The sequence below is a fragment of the Shewanella maritima genome (assembly GCF_043643735.1).
Classification (GTDB): Bacteria; Pseudomonadota; Gammaproteobacteria; order Enterobacterales; family Shewanellaceae; genus Shewanella; species Shewanella maritima_A.
Genome location: NZ_JBHZSM010000013.1, coordinates 108,699 through 127,986 on the forward strand (window position 1 = coordinate 108,699; position 19,288 = coordinate 127,986).

Annotated in this window: 18 protein-coding genes; 5 read left to right on the top strand and 13 right to left on the bottom strand. The window is 42.2% G+C overall.

What is annotated here, in order from left to right:
• Positions 1-8 precede the first annotated feature (8 nt).
• The 9 genes from ACHUGF_RS14065 to yceD all read right to left on the bottom strand — a co-directional run bounded on the left by ACHUGF_RS14065 (position 9) and on the right by yceD (position 7,338).
• Positions 9-497 carry an acyl-CoA thioesterase gene (locus tag ACHUGF_RS14065; RefSeq protein WP_394132128.1) on the bottom strand — a complete coding sequence of 163 codons (489 nt, stop codon included), beginning with the start codon at positions 495-497 and terminating at the stop codon, positions 9-11.
• Positions 498-1,117: 620 nt separating this feature from the next.
• Positions 1,118-2,356, bottom strand: a complete 1,239-nt coding sequence (gene fabF / locus ACHUGF_RS14070; RefSeq protein WP_394132130.1) for a beta-ketoacyl-ACP synthase II — start codon at positions 2,354-2,356, stop codon at positions 1,118-1,120.
• 145 nt (positions 2,357-2,501) lie between these two features.
• Positions 2,502-2,735 (bottom strand): acyl carrier protein, encoded by a 234-nt coding sequence (acpP, locus tag ACHUGF_RS14075; protein WP_011496723.1) that lies wholly within the window; start codon positions 2,733-2,735, stop codon positions 2,502-2,504.
• Positions 2,736-2,896: 161 nt separating this feature from the next.
• The gene (fabG, locus tag ACHUGF_RS14080) at positions 2,897-3,637 is read right to left on the bottom strand and encodes a 3-oxoacyl-ACP reductase FabG (RefSeq protein ID WP_394132132.1); all 741 of its coding nucleotides are present in this window, start codon (positions 3,635-3,637) and stop codon (positions 2,897-2,899) included.
• 9 nt (positions 3,638-3,646) lie between these two features.
• Positions 3,647-4,573 carry an ACP S-malonyltransferase gene (fabD, locus tag ACHUGF_RS14085; RefSeq protein WP_394132134.1) on the bottom strand — a complete coding sequence of 309 codons (927 nt, stop codon included), beginning with the start codon at positions 4,571-4,573 and terminating at the stop codon, positions 3,647-3,649.
• A gap of 39 nt (positions 4,574-4,612) precedes the next feature.
• The gene (locus tag ACHUGF_RS14090; RefSeq protein WP_394132136.1) at positions 4,613-5,572 is read right to left on the bottom strand and encodes a beta-ketoacyl-ACP synthase III; all 960 of its coding nucleotides are present in this window, start codon (positions 5,570-5,572) and stop codon (positions 4,613-4,615) included.
• Between the two features lie 8 nt (positions 5,573-5,580).
• Complete coding sequence (gene plsX, locus ACHUGF_RS14095) at positions 5,581-6,609, bottom strand: phosphate acyltransferase PlsX (RefSeq protein ID WP_394132138.1); 1,029 nt, start codon at positions 6,607-6,609, stop codon at positions 5,581-5,583.
• 15 nt (positions 6,610-6,624) lie between these two features.
• Positions 6,625-6,795, bottom strand: coding sequence for a 50S ribosomal protein L32 (gene rpmF, locus ACHUGF_RS14100; protein ID WP_153663821.1), 171 nt, complete (start codon positions 6,793-6,795; stop codon positions 6,625-6,627).
• Positions 6,796-6,813: 18 nt separating this feature from the next.
• On the bottom strand, positions 6,814-7,338 hold the full coding sequence (gene yceD, locus ACHUGF_RS14105; protein ID WP_394132140.1) for a 23S rRNA accumulation protein YceD: 525 nt from the start codon (positions 7,336-7,338) through the stop codon (positions 6,814-6,816).
• Positions 7,339-7,574: 236 nt separating this feature from the next.
• Here yceD and ACHUGF_RS14110 point away from each other — a divergent pair, with 236 nt between their 5' ends.
• Positions 7,575-8,180, top strand: coding sequence for a Maf family protein (locus tag ACHUGF_RS14110; protein ID WP_394132142.1), 606 nt, complete (start codon positions 7,575-7,577; stop codon positions 8,178-8,180).
• A gap of 111 nt (positions 8,181-8,291) precedes the next feature.
• Here ACHUGF_RS14110 and ACHUGF_RS14115 read toward each other — a convergent pair whose 3' ends face one another.
• Both ACHUGF_RS14115 and rluC read right to left on the bottom strand, forming a co-directional pair.
• Complete coding sequence (locus ACHUGF_RS14115; protein WP_394132144.1) at positions 8,292-8,933, bottom strand: HAD-IA family hydrolase; 642 nt, start codon at positions 8,931-8,933, stop codon at positions 8,292-8,294.
• Between the two features lie 104 nt (positions 8,934-9,037).
• Positions 9,038-9,994, bottom strand: coding sequence for a 23S rRNA pseudouridine(955/2504/2580) synthase RluC (rluC, locus tag ACHUGF_RS14120; RefSeq protein ID WP_394132145.1), 957 nt, complete (start codon positions 9,992-9,994; stop codon positions 9,038-9,040).
• Positions 9,995-10,594: 600 nt separating this feature from the next.
• On the opposite strand from rluC, the gene rne reads away from it, so the two are divergent.
• Positions 10,595-13,831 (top strand): ribonuclease E, encoded by a 3,237-nt coding sequence (gene rne / locus ACHUGF_RS14125; protein WP_394132147.1) that lies wholly within the window; start codon positions 10,595-10,597, stop codon positions 13,829-13,831.
• 223 nt (positions 13,832-14,054) lie between these two features.
• Positions 14,055-15,614 carry a SulP family inorganic anion transporter gene (locus ACHUGF_RS14130; RefSeq protein WP_394132149.1) on the top strand — a complete coding sequence of 520 codons (1,560 nt, stop codon included), beginning with the start codon at positions 14,055-14,057 and terminating at the stop codon, positions 15,612-15,614.
• Positions 15,615-15,680: 66 nt separating this feature from the next.
• On the opposite strand, the gene ACHUGF_RS14135 is transcribed toward ACHUGF_RS14130, so the two are convergent.
• A complete protein-coding gene (locus ACHUGF_RS14135; RefSeq protein ID WP_394132151.1) occupies positions 15,681-16,586 on the bottom strand; it encodes a bifunctional methionine sulfoxide reductase B/A protein in 906 nt (301 codons plus the stop codon).
• A 241-nt stretch (positions 16,587-16,827) separates the two neighbouring features.
• Between ACHUGF_RS14135 and ACHUGF_RS14140 the strand changes: the two genes are divergently transcribed.
• A complete protein-coding gene (locus ACHUGF_RS14140; RefSeq protein ID WP_394132153.1) occupies positions 16,828-17,667 on the top strand; it encodes an isopenicillin N synthase family dioxygenase in 840 nt (279 codons plus the stop codon).
• A gap of 106 nt (positions 17,668-17,773) precedes the next feature.
• Positions 17,774-18,709, top strand: a complete 936-nt coding sequence (gene ylqF, locus ACHUGF_RS14145; RefSeq protein ID WP_394132155.1) for a ribosome biogenesis GTPase YlqF — start codon at positions 17,774-17,776, stop codon at positions 18,707-18,709.
• Between the two features lie 76 nt (positions 18,710-18,785).
• On the opposite strand, the gene ACHUGF_RS14150 is transcribed toward ylqF, so the two are convergent.
• Positions 18,786-19,265 carry a low molecular weight protein-tyrosine-phosphatase gene (locus tag ACHUGF_RS14150; RefSeq protein WP_394132157.1) on the bottom strand — a complete coding sequence of 160 codons (480 nt, stop codon included), beginning with the start codon at positions 19,263-19,265 and terminating at the stop codon, positions 18,786-18,788.
• Positions 19,266-19,288 lie beyond the last annotated feature (23 nt).

Sequence of the window (19,288 nt, forward strand, 5' to 3'; positions counted from 1 at the left end):
TATTGTTTTTAATCTATTGTTGGCTTTACATGGGCTTCCATTTCAGCACCAATCCGTTTACGCATATCCATCAGGCGTAAAGCTGAATCACGAAGTCTAACATCGTCTTCCGTTTGTGGGACCCACTCGGGCACTGCTGTGGGCTTTCCTGCATCATCCACAGCCACCATGATGACAATACAATGTGTTGTGAGTTGACGCTCCGGTAGTTTGGGGTCGCCCGCTTTCACATCAATACCAACGTGCATAGATGACGATCCGGTGTAAATGATTTTGCCTGTTACCTCAACGATATTGCCCACATGAATGGGTTTAACAAATCGAATTCCACCTGCATAAGCCGTAATACAATATTTGCCACTCCAACCTGCTGCGGTGGCATAGGCAGCAAGGTCAATCCATTTCATAACGGCACCGCCGTGTACTTTCCCGCCAAAATTCACATCTGCAGGTTCTGCTAAAAACCTAAGGGTTAACTGCCTTTCAAGTCCTGCCATAAGAGTTACCTGTCACGAGATAGAGCTATCAGTTTACGTTAAAAAGTGGCATGTTTAAAACTGAAAAATAGTCATTAAAAACAAGAGCCAAACTAGTTGGCTGAATTATAAGCTTCCAATTTAGGTTATTAACAAGCCTTTGAATATTTAGGAATTCAGCGTAATGTCTTGTATATGAATTGTCTGTAATTGCAGTTGTATTGCCTCGTACGACTCATTGCCACTGAAAATAGTAGCGAAGCCTCAAACCAGGCAGCAATCACCTTCGTATGAGTATAATTGATCAAGGTCTCCGTCAATCTAGGTAATTTAACATGCACTTTTCAAGCGGCGTAATACTAAATGGCCATACACATAAATTGCAGATTATTAGTACGTTTAAACGACTGTTTTCAAAGCAATAAACTCTTCATTCTTGTCATTTAGTACTTTAATAATCAGTAATTAAACACTCCACCATTAATCCGGTTTTCTAACAACAAAATAAACGAGAACTGAACAGCGAAAAAAACTACGTGATAACTTTGCAGCGCTGTATGATTTAGATGCGATATAAAAATGACACAAAAAAGCCTCGCATGTTAACGAGGCTTTAATTTCAAGAAAATAATACTTACCAACTACATTTTTTTGAACAGTAATGAGCCGTTAGTACCACCAAAGCCAAATGAGTTACATAAAGCATAATCAAAAGTATGCTTACGAGCTGTGTGAGCAACAAAGTCTAAATCACAGCCTTCATCAGGGTTATCAAGATTAAGTGTTGGTGGCACTTGTTGGTCACGCAACGCAAGGACTGTGAAAATGGCTTCAACTGCACCTGCTGCACCTAATAAATGACCCGTCATTGATTTTGTTGAGCTGACCAACAAATTGTATGCGTGGTCATCAAAAACGGATTTCACTGCAGCGGCTTCAGCTTTATCACCTGCAGGCGTTGATGTGCCGTGTGCATTAATGTAACCAACAGCCGTTTTAGCAATAGCAGCATCTTTAATGGCATTTTCCATTGCAGCTGCGGCACCAGAACCATCCGCTGGAGGCGATGTCATATGGAACGCATCACCACTCATGCCAAAACCAACTAACTCTGCATAGATTTTGGCACCACGTGCTTTAGCATGCTCATACTCTTCAACAACCATCATGCCAGCACCGTCACCAATTACAAAACCGTCACGGTCTTTATCCCAAGGGCGACTTGCCGCTTTTGGATCATCATTACGTGTTGATAACGCTTTCGCTGAAGCAAAGCCACCAACACCCAATGGACTGGTGACATCTTCAGCACCGCCAGCAACCATCACATCGGCATCGCCATAAGCAATAGTACGCGCAGCAAAACCGATGTTATGAACACCCGTTGTACAAGCTGTTGTGACAGCAAAGTTAGGGCCAGTCATACCGTATTTAATCGAAACATGACCAGCAATCATATTGATAATCGTACTTGGAACAAAAAATGGTGATACTTTACGAGGACCACTTTTCATCAAAGCTGCATGGTTTTGCTCAATTAAATGCATACCGCCCATGCCCGCACCAATGGCAGTACCAACTCGGCTTGGATCAATGTCGGCCATATCCAAACCAGAGTCATTCATTGCTTGAATACTGGCAGCCATGCCGTATTGGATAAACAAATCCATCTTACGGGCATCTTTCTTAGATAAGTATTGCTCAACATCAAAGTCTTTCACTGAACCACTGAAGCGCGTTGTGAATTCAGTTGCATCAAACTTAGTAATGGGCTCAATGCCACTTTGACCAGCTAGCAGTGATTGCCATGAGGTATCAACATCATTACCTACTGGAGTAACGAGACCTAGGCCTGTAATAACGACTCTGCGTTTAGACATGGGAATTACCTATTTAAGTTATCGACGAAAAAACTAGAAAATAACGAAAAAAGTAAATGGAATGATTTTACTAGTAAATTTCGACTTGCTGTTATCAAAACAAAAACAGGCGGCAAAAATGCCGCCTGTTTCTGTGAATTCTGGATTACTGATTCTTAGAAACGTAATCGATCGCTGCTTGTACAGTAGTGATCTTTTCAGCTTCTTCATCAGGGATCTCGGTATCAAACTCTTCTTCTAGAGCCATTACTAATTCAACGGTGTCTAGAGAATCCGCACCTAAATCGTCCACGAAAGAAGCAGCTGATTTAACGTCTTCTTCTTTAACGCCTAGTTGCTCGATGATGATTTTCTTTACACGTTCTTCGATGTTGCTCATTAGTTCTCTTTCCTATTCAAATTACGCACTTGCGTAAGATTGCGAGTAGTTTATTCGATTTAGATGACATTGCAAGTATAGATTTTGTGGTCTAACCACAAATTTACACTTTTAATGGTACTCAATCGCGACTCAAAAAGGTAGTTGCCTACCAATCGCCCTTAAACCATATACATACCACCGTTTACATGCAAGGTTTCCCCTGTAATGTAAGCGGCTGAATCTGATGCCAAAAATAATACTGCATTGGCAATTTCTTGTGCTTGCCCTAAACGCTCCATTGGCACTTGAGACATGATAGCTTGTTGCTGCTCAGGGGTCAGCTCATCTGTCATGTCAGTTTGAATGAAACCAGGTGCTATAGCATTAACTGTAATTTGACGAGATGCAACCTCCTTTGCAAGAGATTTTGTAAATCCAATCAAACCAGCCTTAGCTGCACAATAGTTGACTTGTCCAGGGTTACCCATTGAACCCACAACAGAGCCAATACTAATAATGCGACCTTGACGTTTTTTCATCATAGATCTCATTACAGGCTTAGACAATTTAAATAGCGATGTAAGATTAGTGTCAATGATATCTTGCCACTCATCATCTTTCATACGCATCATTAAATTATCACGGGTGATGCCTGCATTGTTAATTAGAATATCAACATCACCAGCTTTTTCTTTGATCTGTGCATATAAATCAGCAACAGATCCACTATCAGTGACATTAAGCACCATACCATGGCCTTTATCACCTAAATAATCTTGAATGGCTTGTGCGCCTCGCTCACTGGTCGCTGTACCAATAACTGTCGCACCTGCATTAAGCAAGGTTTCAGCAATGGCACGACCAATTCCGCGACTTGCACCAGTCACTAAGGCAACTTTGCCTTCTAAATTAAATGTCATTGTTATTCCTTATTCAGTTAAGGCGGCAAATGACGCATCGTCATTTACAGGCTTAGCTTTTATCGTTTTATTAATTCTTTTAGCCAGACCAGCTAATACTTTACCTGGGCCACACTCAACCATTTGGTCAATGCCTTTTTCAGCCATTAACTCAACTGTTTCGCTCCATCTTACTGGGCAATATAATTGACGAACCAAAGCATCTTTTATGACATCAGGATCAGTTACCATTGCCACATCAACATTATTGATAACTGGGATACTTGGTGCGTTAAATTGAATCCCAGTCAATGCTTTGGCTAATTTATCTGCTGCAGGTTTCATCAGTGCGCAGTGTGATGGCACGCTAACAGGCAAAGCAACGGCCATTTTAGCGCCAGCGTCTTTACACGCAGCAGCAGCACGTTCAGTCGCATCTTTATTACCAGCAATAACGACTTGGCCAGGACTATTGAAGTTAACAGGGCTAACAACTTCCTCTTGCGCAGCATCTTCGCATGCTTTAGCAATCGCATCATTGTCTAAGCCTATAATAGCAAACATTGCACCAGTACCCGCTGGAACAGCCTGTTGCATCAGTTGACCGCGTAGTTCAACCAAAGATATAGCATCTTTAAAATCGATGACACCTGCACACACTAATGCAGAGTACTCACCTAAACTATGACCGGCCAATAATGCCGGCATTGGCTTACCCGTTGCTACGTATGCACGCCAAATGGCAACACTTGCTGCTAATAAAGCTGGTTGGGTTTTGTCTGTTTGGTTTAATGACTCTGCAGGACCATCTTGAACCAATGCCCAAAGATCATAACCAAGTGCATCACTTGCTTCAGAGAAAGTTTGTTCAACAACCGCTTGCGACTGAGCTAACTCAGCAAGCATACCCACTGCTTGAGAGCCCTGTCCTGGGAATACAAAAGCTAAATTGTCCATGTAATTTGTTACCTATTTCTTTTTATAAAGCCAAATCAATTAAAAGCGAACCAGAGCACTGCCCCAAGCAAAGCCTGCGCCGAATGCTTCTAATAACAATAACTGTCCGCGTTGAATTCTGCCATCTCTTACCGCTTCATCCAATGCAATGGGCACTGATGCAGCCGATGTATTACCATGCTTTGATAACGTTAATACGACTTTATCTAGGCTCATATTCAGCTTTTTCGCTGTTGCTTTGATAATACGGAAATTAGCTTGGTGTGGCACCAACCAATCAATATCTTCTTTCTCAACGTTATTGATGGTCAACGTTTCAGTGACGACATTGGATAACTGGGTGACGGCCACTTTAAATACATCATTGCCCTTCATTGTCATGTAACCCACAGCCTCAGAGCTTTCATTAGCCCTTGGTGGGAATGAGCACTTAAGTAAATCACCTTGGCTGCCATCTGCATAAATGTGGGTATTAATGATACCTGGAGTGTCACTTGTACCAATAACTGCAGCACCAGCGCCGTCACCAAATAATATGACTGTCGTTCTGTCATCAGGTTCACACAAACGCGATAAAACATCAGCGCCAATGACAAGCACTTTTTTTGCAGCCCCAGTCTTAACAAATTGATCAGCAACAGATAAGGCATAAACAAAGCCTGAGCATGCAGCTGCAATATCAAATGCGGGGATGTTATTGATGCCTAACATGGCTTGGATTTCACATGCCGCTGCAGGAAATGCATTTGGGGCACTAGTGGTACCGCAAACAATCATGTCTAATTCGCTAGCTTCAATACCTGCCATTTCGATGGCTTTTAGGGCCGCCTGATACCCCATGGTTGATACAGATTCATCTTCTGCGGCGATTCTTCGCTCAGAGATGCCAGTTCGATCAACAATCCATTGATCACTGGTTTCAACCATTTTTTCTAAATCTTGGTTACTTCTTACTTGTACAGGCAGATAACTGCCAGTTCCGAGAATTTTTGTGTGCATATTTGAGATCAGCTTTTGATGTCTAAAAGAATCGACTCTAAACGGTCATTGACCATTTCCGGGAGTCGACGTTCTGCTTCTATCGCTGCTAAGTTGATTGCTTGCACAAGTGCAGCTTCATCAGCATTTCCATGACTCTTTACTACTATTCCGCGCAATCCTAACAGACTTGCACCATTATAGTGGTCGGGGTTCATCTTGCTGAGAAGACTTTGAATATGTGGGGTGATGAGTTTGGACAAAAATCGTACAAAGAAACCTTGTTTTAGGCCTGTTTTTAATTGATGTACCAATAATTTAGCAATGCCTTCAGATGTTTTTAAAGTGATGTTGCCGACAAATCCATCGCAGACAATAACATCTACATTTCCGGTATAAATTTCATCACCTTCAACAAAGCCAGTGTAATTTAGCTGTGAGGTATTTTGTAAGATTTGGCTTGCTTGCTGTACTTGATCATTGCCTTTCATTTCTTCAATGCCAACATTCAGCAATGACACTTTAGGTTTCGGCAGTTTCTCTATTGTCTCGCATAATACTGAGCCCATGACAGCAAACTGGAACAATGTATCTGAATCACATACAACATTGGCGCCCAAATCCAAAAGATAAACAGGTTTGCCCTTTACTGTGGGTAAACAAGATACTAATGCGGGTCTATCTATACCTGGTAAGGTTTTTAATAGCACTTTTGACATTGCCATTAACGCACCTGTATTACCTGCACTAATGCAAGCAGATGCCTTACCGTCACGAACTAACTCTAATGCAACACGCATAGAACTGTTCTTTTTAAATCTGAGGGCATGTACAGGTCGTTCATTCATTTCAACTACTTCAGTAGTGTGAATGATGTCTATACGTTCAAGTATGTGAGGAGTGCTATTAGCTAAGTGGCGCTGTATTTCGGCTTTGTCACCAACCAAAATAATATTGAGTGAGGGTTGAACTGTCAGTGCCTGCACGGCGGCAGGCACTGAGATGTGAGGACCATGATCGCCTCCCATCGCATCTAACGCAAGCGTCAGATCTTTCATAAGATTAGCAACAAATTACTTGTTGATAACCTTTTTGCCGCGGTAGAAACCATCAGCAGTCACGTTGTGACGTAGATGTAATTCACCGCTAGTCGCGTCTACAGATAATTGAGCAGTGCCCAATGCATCATGTGAACGGCGCATGCCGCGCTTTGAACGTGATTTTTTATTCTGTTGTACAGCCATTTGACCTGTCTCCTACGATTACTTGCTCTTCAGTTTTTCTAACACTGCAAACGGATTTGGACGCTCCTCTTGAGCGGTTTCGATTTCGCCTACAGCTATGTCCTTTGCTCCCATATTGCAATCATCATTTTCATGCATAGGGATAATCGGCATAGCGACTATCAATTCATCTTCGATCAATTGATGCAGACGTACTTCGCCAATCTCATTACACTCAATTGGGTCATACGCATCCGGGAGCTCATCGATTTCTGTTTGAGTCTTACAAGGACTAAAACAAAAGTCGACCGTAACCTCAGTAGCATATTGTGTCATGCAACGTTGACATAGCAGAGTGAGCTCCGTCACAGCCTTCCCGCGAAGGTAGACTATCCCCTGTAAGTCGACGCCACATTCCAACGACACAACTACGTCGGAACAGTCGCCGGCAGATAATTCAGCTAACCGCTTGTTTTGCTTACCAGGAATGAGACCTTCATAAGAAGATTTACTCGCTGCAGCACGAACTGGGTCAAGTGAAACCGGTATCTTTACTGTTTGCATAAGGCGCGCATATTATAGTTTGCTAACGCTGGAGTCAAAGAAAATTTCCTTAAATAAGGTGATTTACCCCGTATTTACACGAGAGATTTTCTTTTATGCCATCGTCATATTAAAACGAAGCAGAATTTTACCCAACACACTTAGGCAACACAAGCTAATCTCGGCTAAAAATCCACAATTCTCGACTAATTTTAGTAAACTTGGCAGCAACAGTTAATAAATTATACTAATTGACCATGAACTACACACTAATACTCGGATCAAGCTCGCCTTTTCGAAAGGCTTTACTGGAAAAGTTGCAGCTTCCTTTTGATATTTACTGTCCAGATATAGATGAAACTGCAAAACAAGATGAGTCAGCAAACCAGTTAGTTGAACGACTAGCCATTGAGAAGGCTAAAGCCGCTGCCTTAGCTTATAGCCAACAACAAAATATCAACGAAAGATTAGTTGTTATAGGTTCTGATCAAGTTGCGCTTATCAATGGTCAGATTGTGGGTAAACCTTTAACCCACGAAAATGCTGTCGCGCAATTATTACGTTCATCAGGGCAAGCTATCACTTTCTACACAGGTTTAGCTGTATATGACAATCAAACTGAGCAAACCTATTCTTGTGTAGAACCGTTCACAGTGCATTTTAGAACGCTTACCCTCCAACAAATTGAATACTATGTTCAAGCAGAGCAACCATTGTATTGTGCAGGCAGTTTTAAATGTGAAGGTTTAGGTATCGCTCTGTTTGAAAAAATGGAGGGTGATGACCCTAATAGTTTGGTTGGTTTGCCTTTAATCAAATTAATTGATCTGCTGGCAAAACATAATGTGCAAGTTCTATCCTAGAAAAACCTAACATTTACTAACTTGCGTTATACATGATATTTATGGGGTTAGGATAAAAAACATCTATCAAGGGTAAACAGTATCTAAGCTCGTATAACCTGCATAATAGGATTACAAAAACTGTTTCAATGCGAGTGGATTATCGATAATAGCAATGGGGTTACATTGGGACAATACTTTATCACAATGGGCACCATAGCTCACTCCAATGCTGGCCACCTTGGCATTACTTGCCATGTTTAAATCATGACGAGAATCACCCACCATAACTGCACGACTAGCAGGCACATTAAGTTCAGCAAGAATAGACTCAATCATTTGTGGATGAGGTTTACTTTTGGCTTCACTGGCACTTCTAGTCGTTTTAAAGTGTTCAGATAAACCTGTTGTTGATAGCACGAGATCAAGACCAGGCCTTGCTTTACCCGTTGCAACAGCCAATTGGTAACCTTCACTATCCAGTTGATTCAAAAGCTGCCTAGAACCATTAAATAACGGCGTAGCATGTTGGCTTGCTTGGTGATGCTGTCGATAGGTCTCTATGATAATTTCATGCTTATCACCATAATCTGCAAACAATTCATCCATGACAGCCGGTAAAGATAAACCAATAATATCCCTAACCTGTTGCTCACTTGGCACCACTAACGATAACTCTGTTGCGACCGACTGCATACAGGCAACAATCTTACCGACGGTATCCATTAACGTACCGTCCCAATCAAAGATAACTAAATCGAATTTTTTGGTCATAGTGAATTTTAAATAGCCTATCGCATCAAAGTGAATATTGTGAATGAACTAACGCAATTAAACAGGCTAAAATGGCTCGTTTATTGCGTCATTGACGCTTGACATTACGCTTTCTTTAGATTTTTTAAGGTCGCGTTTAGATTATCATCGAGCGGTGCTTCAACAGTCATCTTCTCATCCGTTTCTGGATGTAAAAATGTCAGCTGAGCAGCGTGTAAAAATAATCGATTTAAACCTTTTGCACGCATACTGTCATCAAATTGCTGTTCACTGTATTTATCATCACAAGCAATTGCATGACCAGCATATTGACAGTGCACCCTAATTTGGTGGGTACGTCCTGTTACAGGGCTGGCTTTGACCAAAGTCGTGCCTTGATACTTTTGTACAATCTTAAAACGAGTTTCGCTCGGCTTACCTTCTTTATTAACCCGCACAATCCGTTCTCCAGACTTGAGCGTGATTTTTAATAAAGGCGCCTGTACGACTCTATCTTTTGCTTGCCACTCACCACGCACTAAGGCGAGGTAATCTTTTTGCATGGTCTTTTTACGCAATTGATCATGCAAATGTTTCAGGGCACTACGCTTTTTGGCAACCAAAAGGACACCAGAAGTGTCTTTATCTAAACGATGCACTAGCTCCAAAAACTTTTGCTGAGTACGTAATGAACGTAACCCTTCAATCACACCAAAGTTTACACCGCTGCCACCATGCACAGCTATGCCGGCAGGCTTATTAAGTACAATTAAATGATTATCTTCATGCAAAATACGTGATTCAAGCTGTGCGACTTTATCGAGATTGGCAGAAGGCGCGGTACGATAATCTTTTTCTGCCACACGCACAGGCGGGATCCTGACAATATCGCCTATCTGCAATTTGTACTCAGGTTTAATGCGTTTTTTATTCACCCTCACTTCACCTTTTCGCACAATGCGATAAATCATGCTTTTAGGCACGCCTTTGAGTTTTGTGAGGAGAAAGTTATCAATGCGTTGTTCAAAATTGTCTTCGTCAATCGTGACCAATTGAACTTTTAGGTAGGTTTCGTTATTCATGTTAAGCCATTATCTTAATTCGAGGCTATTGTACCTGAAAATATATTTAAATAGATACAATTACCCTCGCAGTTTTGATTGCCCAATTTTGTGATTATTGCTATATTTGCGCTCTGGTTGCGGATAAACAGTGGATAAAGTGTTCACAAATCCCCCACCATGCGAATATTAGCTCACAAAATCTGTGGACTTTACCAGTCGCAAGTCATTGATTTGCAAACTGTATAGTGAAATAACGATGCAAAGTTCGTTAGTACAGTTAAACTGTAAGCTACCACCTAAATTACTTGTGGTTTTCTGACGCTAATTCGCCCCAAACTCGAATAAAATATTAGCTTGTTATCGAACAACACGATTCGAATTTGGCATTATCGGAATGAATAAATAAATTTATGGGGTTTGTTATACATAACGAATTCCTTGTTTTTGTACTTACTAAAAAATAAGCCATAAATCGGATGCGACACGCAGAGATTGCGTCTTACAGAAATGCGCACCAAACAGCCTAACACCAGCCGAGAAGGTTGCAGTGTCGGTTAGGCCCATAATGCTGACAATCGTCGTTTGTTTGATGACCATTATTAGAAGATACACGTCATCATGAAACGTATGTTAATTAATGCAACTCAATCAGAAGAGTTGCGCGTAGCCCTAGTTGATGGGCAACAGCTATATGATCTAGATATTGAGAGCCCAGGTCATGAGCAAAAGAAATCAAACATCTACAAAGGTAAAATTACCCGTGTAGAACCTTCATTAGAAGCCGCATTTGTTGATTATGGTGCAGAGCGACACGGTTTCCTTCCTCTAAAAGAAATTGCCCGAGAGTACTTCCCCAAAGGTTACTCATTCCAAGGCCGACCAAATATCAAAGAAGTGGTATCTGAAGGTCAAGAAGTCATAATTCAAATAGACAAAGAAGAACGTGGTAACAAAGGTGCAGCCTTAACAACATTCATCAGTCTTGCGGGTTCGTACTTAGTACTCATGCCTAATAACCCTCGTGCAGGTGGTATTTCTCGCCGTATTGAAGGTGATGAGCGTACAGAACTTAAAGCTGCAATGTCTCAATTAGAAATCCCCCATGGTATGGGTCTAATTGTCCGTACAGCGGGTGTAGGAAAAGAAGCTGCAGAATTAAAATGGGATTTAAAAGTTCTACAACATCACTGGGATGCGATTCAAGAAGCGGCACAAAGTAAGCCAGCGCCTTTCTTAATCCACCAAGAAAGTAATGTCATTGTTCGTGCAATCCGTGATTACTTGCGTCGTGATGTAGGTGAAATCCTTATCGATCACCCTCGTATTTATGACGAAGCTAAACAACATATCGGTTTAGTTCGTCCAGATTTTGTTGAGCGTGTTAAGCGTTATAAATCTGAAGTGCCTTTATTTACCCATTATCAAATCGAGTCTCAAATTGAGTCAGCTTTCCAACGTGAAGTGCGTTTACCATCTGGCGGCTCAATTGTTATTGACCCAACAGAAGCACTAACGTCAATTGATATTAACTCTGCTCGTGCCACTAAAGGCGGCGACATTGAAGAGACTGCGCTGAACACCAACTTAGAAGCGGCAGATGAAATTGCTCGTCAACTACGTTTACGCGATCTCGGCGGCTTAGTGGTTATCGATTTTATCGATATGTCACCAGTACGTCATCAGCGCGAAGTTGAAAACCGTATGCGTGATGCAGTTCATAGTGACCGTGCACGCGTTCAATTAGGTCGTATTTCGCGCTTCGGCCTAATGGAAATGTCACGTCAGCGTTTACGCCCTTCCCTTGAAGAGTCGGCTGGCCACCTTTGCCCACGCTGTCATGGCCAAGGCACCATTCGTGGCACGGAATCACTAGCACTATCAATTTTGCGCTTAATGGAAGAAGAAGCCATTAAAGAGAATACCGCACAAATTGAAGCCATCGTGCCTGTTGATGTTGCCGCTTTCTTGTTGAATGAAAAACGTAAAGCGATTCGTATTACCGAAGAACGTCATAATGTTGAAGTGTATGTGATCCCAGATCGCCACATGGAAACGCCAGAATATCGCGTTGTTCGTCGTAAAACTGATGACGAAGTATCTGAAACTAGCTACAAGCGTGTTGAACAACCTTCATCTGAATTATACGAGCCGCGTAAACTTGAGCGTGCAGCGTCACCCCAACCGGCAATCAAAGGCTTTGGTGCACCAAAGCAGCCTGCTGCTGAAACCCAACCCCCTCAAAAGCCTGCGGCTAAAACGGATCAACAAGGCCTGATTTCTAAAATCATGGCCGCTATCGGTAGTTTGTTCTCATCTTCTGAAGAGAAGAAGGAAGAAGACAAACCAGCGAAAACCAACAATCAGCACAGCCGTCGTAACCGTCGTAATGATCGCGATAACCGTAACAATAAGCGTCGCGGTAAACGTGATTCAGAAGGCGAAAGCAAAGAGAACAATGACAACCGTTCTCGTAAAACGAATGAACGCAAGCCTAAACGTGCCCAAGATGATAACAAGCAAACTAAGCAAGCTGCTGAAAAATCTTCGACAAACAAGCCTGAGCGTGACAACAATGTTGAAAAAGCGCCGAAGCAAGAAGTTGCTCGCGAACGTCGTCAACGTAGAAATATGCGTCGCAAAGTACGCGTAGAAAATGAATCTCAAAATAAGCAAGCTGCGTTAACAACTGAACAAGTTGCTGTTGATGCTAACGCTACCACTGAACAAGCTAAAGAGGGTTCTCAGCCTAAACGTCGTCGTCAGCCACGTAAAGAACGTAACCAAGGCCGAAATCAAGAACCAGTGAAAGCAGCTGTTGAACCAACAAGCAACACTGAAGCTGTACAAGATGTCGTGTCGACCGAAAGTGCAAGTTCAGAAGTTGCTACTCAATCAGTAAGCAAAGTAGACAGCGCGCAGGCTCAGCCTGTAGCACCACAGCCTGAGACTGCCGAAACGCCAGTAACAAAGGTTGAAGATGCTGTTCAACAAAATGCAGAAAGTGCTGAAGCGGATACGAAGAGCAATGACCAAGAAGAACCGAAGCGTGAAGGTCAACGCAGAAGTCGTCGTAGCCCACGCCACCTTCGCGCTGCAGGACAACGTCGTCGTAAGGATGAGGATGATAGCAACCAACAAGCTGTGTTCACACCTGTTGATGAGCTAGAAAAGCAACTTGTTGCTGAAACGAAAGCTGAAAAAACCGAAGTAGAAGCTAAAATTGAAGCGCCAGCAGTTGAAGACAAAGCTCAAGCGCCAGTAGTTGAAGCCAAAGCTGAAGTGCCAGCAGTTGAAGCCAAAGCCGAAGCGCCAGTAGTTGAAGCCAAAGCTCAAGCGCCAGTAGTTGAAGCCGAAGCGCCAGTAGTTGCAGCCAAAGCCGAAGCGCCAGTAGTTGAAGCCAAAGCTCAAGCGCCAGTAGTTGAAGCCAAAGCCGAAGCGGCAGTAGTTAAAACTGAAGCCAAAGCTGAAGCAACTGCAGTAGAAGTCAAAACTGATGATACAGCCGATGAAGGCAATACGGGTGTACCCGAGGTGAAGGTGACAGAAGCAGAATCATCATCTGTTGCTTCTGCGCCAATGGCTAAACCTTCAGCGATTAAGCCTCCTGCGGCCAAAGCTGCAACGCCTGTAGAAGAGACTGTATCAGCTGCGCCAGTTGCTCCTCAACCTAAGGCATCTAACAGTCGTTATGGTTCTACTGCTTCATCACAGATGACTAAACCAAGCGTTGAAGTACGCCAACAGCAAGCGACACCAATAGGTAAGGTTTATGATTCTGAGTCTGCAGATAAGCCAAAAGCTAAATCGTTAATGGGTAACTCAGCTTCGGCGGGTATGACTAAACCCGGTCAGTAACACTAATAACATTTAGTAAAAAGCCTCGCCATGCGAGGCTTTTTTTCTTTACATCAAACTTCCCTCATCTAACTTAATAGCGGATCACACCAGTAAACCCTCTATAATTGAAATTTCCGCATCTTTCTTAAGATAAACTTAAATACAGGTTTAGTGGATGCGCAAATTTTGTTAACATGCCCGCGATTTTGCAGTTAACAACTAAACAAAAGTAAGAGGTTCAATGTTCGATCTCCTTCGCCACAAAACAAGCAGTAGTAAAGCTGATATTTTATCGGGCTTAACCGTGGCATTAGCCCTGATACCAGAAGCTGTCGCTTTCGCCTTTGTTGCACACGTTGAACCTATGGTTGGTTTATATGCCGCATTCATAATGGGATTAATTACCGCATTGATTGGTGGCCGTCCCGGCATGATTTCTGGTGCAACAGGTGCTATGGCAGTTGTCATGGTGTCATTGGTCATAGAACATGGAGTGCAATACTTATTCGCCGCAGTCGTATTGGCAGGTACTATCCAGATCCTCGCAGGTGCGTTCAAACTGGGTAAGTTTATTCGTATTGTGCCTTACCCAGTAATGATAGGCTTTGTGAATGGCTTGGCGATTGTCATTTTCCTCGCACAACTTGGCCAGTTCAAGGTTAAAGATGCTGCTGGAAACATGGTATGGATGCAGTCTGAGCCTCTTTTGATCATGCTCGCTTTAGTCGGTTTAACCATGGCTATTATTCATTTTTTACCGAAAATCACTACGGCAGTGCCCTCTTCATTAGTGGCAATTTTAGCCGTGACAGGTTTGGTTGTCGGTTTAGATTTAGACACTCGCAATGTATTAGACTTTTTAAAAACAATGAGCGGCAATGACGCTGCCACGATTGCCGGTAGCCTGCCAAGCTTCTCTATTCCGAGTGTGCCTTTTACTTTTGAAACCTTCTACATCATCTTACCTTACGCCTGTATTTTGGCAGCGGTCGGCTTAATTGAATCGCTACTTACACTTACCGTTATTGATGAGATGACCAATAGCCGTGGTAAAGGCAACAAAGAATGTGTTGGTCAAGGTGTTGGTAACATCACATCAGGTTTCTTTGGAGCTATGGGTGGTTGTGCCATGATTGGACAATCAATGATTAACATCAATTCTGGTGGCCGCGGCCGTTTATCAGGCATCACTGCAGCCTTAGCTTTACTTGCATTCATTTTATTTGGCGCCGCCTTCATTGAAATTATTCCACTAGCTGCGCTAGTGGGTGTGATGTTCATTGTTGTACTAGGTACTTTTGAATGGGCAAGCTTTAAGGTCATGCGTAAAGTGCCCAAACATGATGCATTTGTAATTATCCTTGTGACCACAGTGACGGTGTTTACCGATCTAGCCTTTGCTGTATTTGTTGGTGTCATTGTTTCGGCATTGGTGTTCGCTTGGGAACACGCTAAACACATCAATGTACAAATCGAAACCGATGCCAATGGCTGGAAAATTTACCGCTTAAATGGCCCGCTATTTTTTGGTTCTGTCGCAAACTTCTTAGAGTTATTTAAAGCTGAAGAAGATCCACAGGATATTATCGTAGATTTCCAAAATTCACGTGTTGCTGATCATTCGGCGCTAGATGCAATTGACACATTAGCAGAGCGTTATGTGAATGCAGGCAAGACTTTGCATTTGCGTCACTTGAGCCAAGACTGTAAAGCGCTACTGCACAAGGCCGGTGACTTGGTGGAAGTGAATATGATTGAAGATCCCTCCTATAAAGTTGCAGATGACCAATTAGACTCTTAATGACTGAGAGTGAATAAATTTAAAAGCGACCAACTTGGTCGCTTTTCTAATAAAACATGCCATGTGTTACTTTAATTTATCAGAGAATTTGCGCTTAAACTTGTCATACTTGGGCTTTATGATCACCTGACAATAAGGCTGTTGCTCATTACGCGCAAAGTAGTCTTCATGATATGCCTCTGCTTCGTAAAAGTGTTCAAACATACTCACTTGGGTCACAATCGGATTGATAAATGCCTGTTGCTCAGTTAACTGTTGTATGTATTGATTCGCTAATTCGACTTGCTGAATATTATGGGCAAAAATGACTGAACGATAATGTGCCCCCTTATCATTCCCTTGCTGATTTAACGTTGTGGGGTCGTGGCTATCAAACAAAACCTCTAAGAGAAGCTCAAAACTTATAACACTCGCATCAAACTCTATATGCACTACTTCAGCATGTGCTGTAAGACCTGAGCAAACAGCTTGGCAATTTGCATCTTCAGCATTGCCGCCACAATAGCCGGATTTAACACTTAGGACACCATTTAATTGGGCAAAGATGGCTTCTACACACCAAAAGCAACCTGCGCCAAACGTGGCATACTCAATCGAAGTATCGGGTTTTGATGTATTGTCCTTTGCCTTAAATGTCATTGAAACCGAGTTAACACAGTGACGTATATTTTTAGCAGTTAGGCCTTCTCCATGAAATACATGCCCCAAATGACCACCGCATTGCTTACATGTTATTTCAGTACGCATGCCGTCAGGATCTGCATGACGCTCAACAGCACCTTCAATTTCATCATCGAAAGCAGGCCAACCACAATGGGCATTAAACTTGAACTCACTTTTATATAGGGGACTATCACACTTCTTACATAAATAAACACCCTGCGCATCATGATCCACAAATTCGCCTGTAAAGGGTCTCTCAGTACCCTTTTGTTCAATTACATATTTTTCGAATTCAGTTAATGTTTTCATTCTGTAACAAGCCTTAAAATATTATTTATCACTCATTTTGCTGTGCTGATTTGCTATCAATACGACTTGCACCGCTGTATAGCTCACATACTTTCAAAGGCATTTTCACCTTAATGTTATGCAGATAACAGCAGAACTATCTCCCATTAATTAGTGTTAAGCAGCTCAAAAAATTGCAGCTTAATGTGACAAACGTTACCATTAGCTCGGGTCAAAAAACACTAAAACAAAAGAATATATTATGAAATTAGAAACCATAGATTACACTGCAGCAGATAGCGCACAACGCTTTGTACAGTCATTACATGAGACTGGCTTTGGTGTGCTGAGCAATCACCCTATCGACAAAGCATTAGTCGAAACCATTTATGAACAATGGTACGCATTTTTTAATACAGAAAAAAAACAGCAGTATTTATTCAAACCAGAAACACAAGATGGATTTTTCCCTGCTTCTGTATCAGAAACAGCAAAAGGCCATACTGTAAAAGATATTAAAGAATACTTTCATGTTTACCCTTGGGGCAGAATTCCCGATGAATTAAAAGACAACATTCTGACTTACTACAATCGAGCCAATGCCCTTGCTGCTGAATTACTTAGCTGGATTGAAAAGTACTCACCTAATGACGTATCACAGCATTATTCAATAGCCTTATCAAAAATGATTGAAAACAGCCAAAAAACATTACTTCGCGTGCTACATTACCCGCCAATGTTAGGTAATGAAGAACCTGGTGCTATTCGTGCCGCCGCTCATGAAGACATCAATTTAATTACAGTATTACCTGCTGCCAATGAACCCGGTTTACAAGTCAAAACCAAAGAAGATAAATGGATTGATGTGCCAAGTGATTTCGGTAATTTAATCATTAATATTGGTGACATGCTGCAAGAAGCATCACAAGGTTATTTCCCTTCTACATCCCACCGAGTCATCAACCCTGAAGGTATGGACAAAACAAAGTCGCGTATTTCTTTGCCGCTATTCTTACATCCAAATCCTGAGGTTGTATTATCTGATCGCCACACGGCAGACTCTTATCTAATGGAGCGTTTACGCGAGCTCGGCGTAATTTAAGCGATTGATTAAAAGCCAATTAAGCGCCTTATGGCGCTTTTTTTATGCTTTTCATTGTGTATCGAGGTAGAATAGCGCTTCAGTTTTCAGCGTAATAGGCAACATCATGGCAATTCAGTGGTATCCGGGACACATGCATAAAGCTCGTAAAGAGATTGAAGAGGCGATGCCTCAAGTTGATCTTGTTATTGAAGTACTCGATGCGCGTATTCCATATAGCAGTGAAAACCCAATGGTCGCTAAACTACGTGGAGACCGTCCTTGTATTAAGCTGCTCAATAAATCTGATCTTGCAGATCCTGAAGTCACTCAACGTTGGATTGAATACCTTGAGCAAGAGCAAGGTGTAAAAGCATCGGCTATTACGACGCTTCAACCTGGCATGGTAAAAAAGATCCCTGATATTTGCCGTAAATTGGTGCCACATCGTGATGTTACTGAAAAAGATATTCGCACCATGATCATGGGGATCCCAAATGTCGGGAAATCAACCATTATTAACACGCTTGCAGGACGCGTGATTGCGAAAACAGGTAATGAACCCGCTGTCACCAAAAACCAGCAACGAATTAATTTACGTAATGGCATAGTATTATCTGACACACCGGGTATTTTATGGCCAAAAGTGGATAACGAAGCCAGCAGTTACAGACTCGCTGTGACAGGGGCGATTAAAGATACGGCTATGGAATATGATGATGTGGCTATGTTTGCTGCTGAGTATTTCTTACAAGCCTATCCACAAGCCATTGCTGAGCGGTATAAACTCGACTCTTTACCAGAAACCGACATAGAACTGCTTGAAGCCATTGGTAGAAAGCGTGGCGCATTAAGACCTGGTGGCCGTATTGATTATCATAAAGTGTCAGAGTTATTACTGCATGAGTTCCGTTCAGGCAAGATTGGTTTACTGACGTTAGAAACCCCAGAAATGGCGGAAGTAGAAAAGAAAGAAGTGGCAAGAATATTAGCCGAAAAAGAAGCCATAAAGCAGCAAAAATTAGAGCAAGAGAAAATTAAACGCTCAGGCAAACGTCATTAACACTAGCAAGATTAATTAATTGAAATGTGCCGGAAATTCACTTCATTTTTTGTTGTAATGACCGGCCTATTTAGGGTTACGTTTGTTCTTTAATTGCCTGAGCGAGTGAGGACAAACTGTTTTCTAACAAATCCAGTACCACCTCAAACCCATCTTTACCGCCATAATAAGGATCCGGCACTTCCTTAGTCACTTGATCACCGAAGTCTAAAATCATCATTAATTTGTAGTGAAGGTGCTTAGGACACATGGCTTTTAGGTCTTTTAGATTGGCATTATCCGCAGCTAATATGAGATCAAAATATTCAAAATCTTGCTTGCTGACTTGTCTTGCGCGCATTCCACTGAAATCTAAACCACGCTTTGCGCCTGCTGCTACACTGCGTGGATCTGGGCTATTGCCCGTGTGATAAGCAATGGTACCTGCTGAATCAATTTCAATATTGAGTTGATATTCATTTGCAAGCCCACGAAAAACTGCCTCAGCCGATGGTGAACGGCAAATATTGCCCATACATACAAATAGTACTGAATCCACGGGGTGAGATAATTTCAAAAGAGGCTCCTAAGTTGATGACT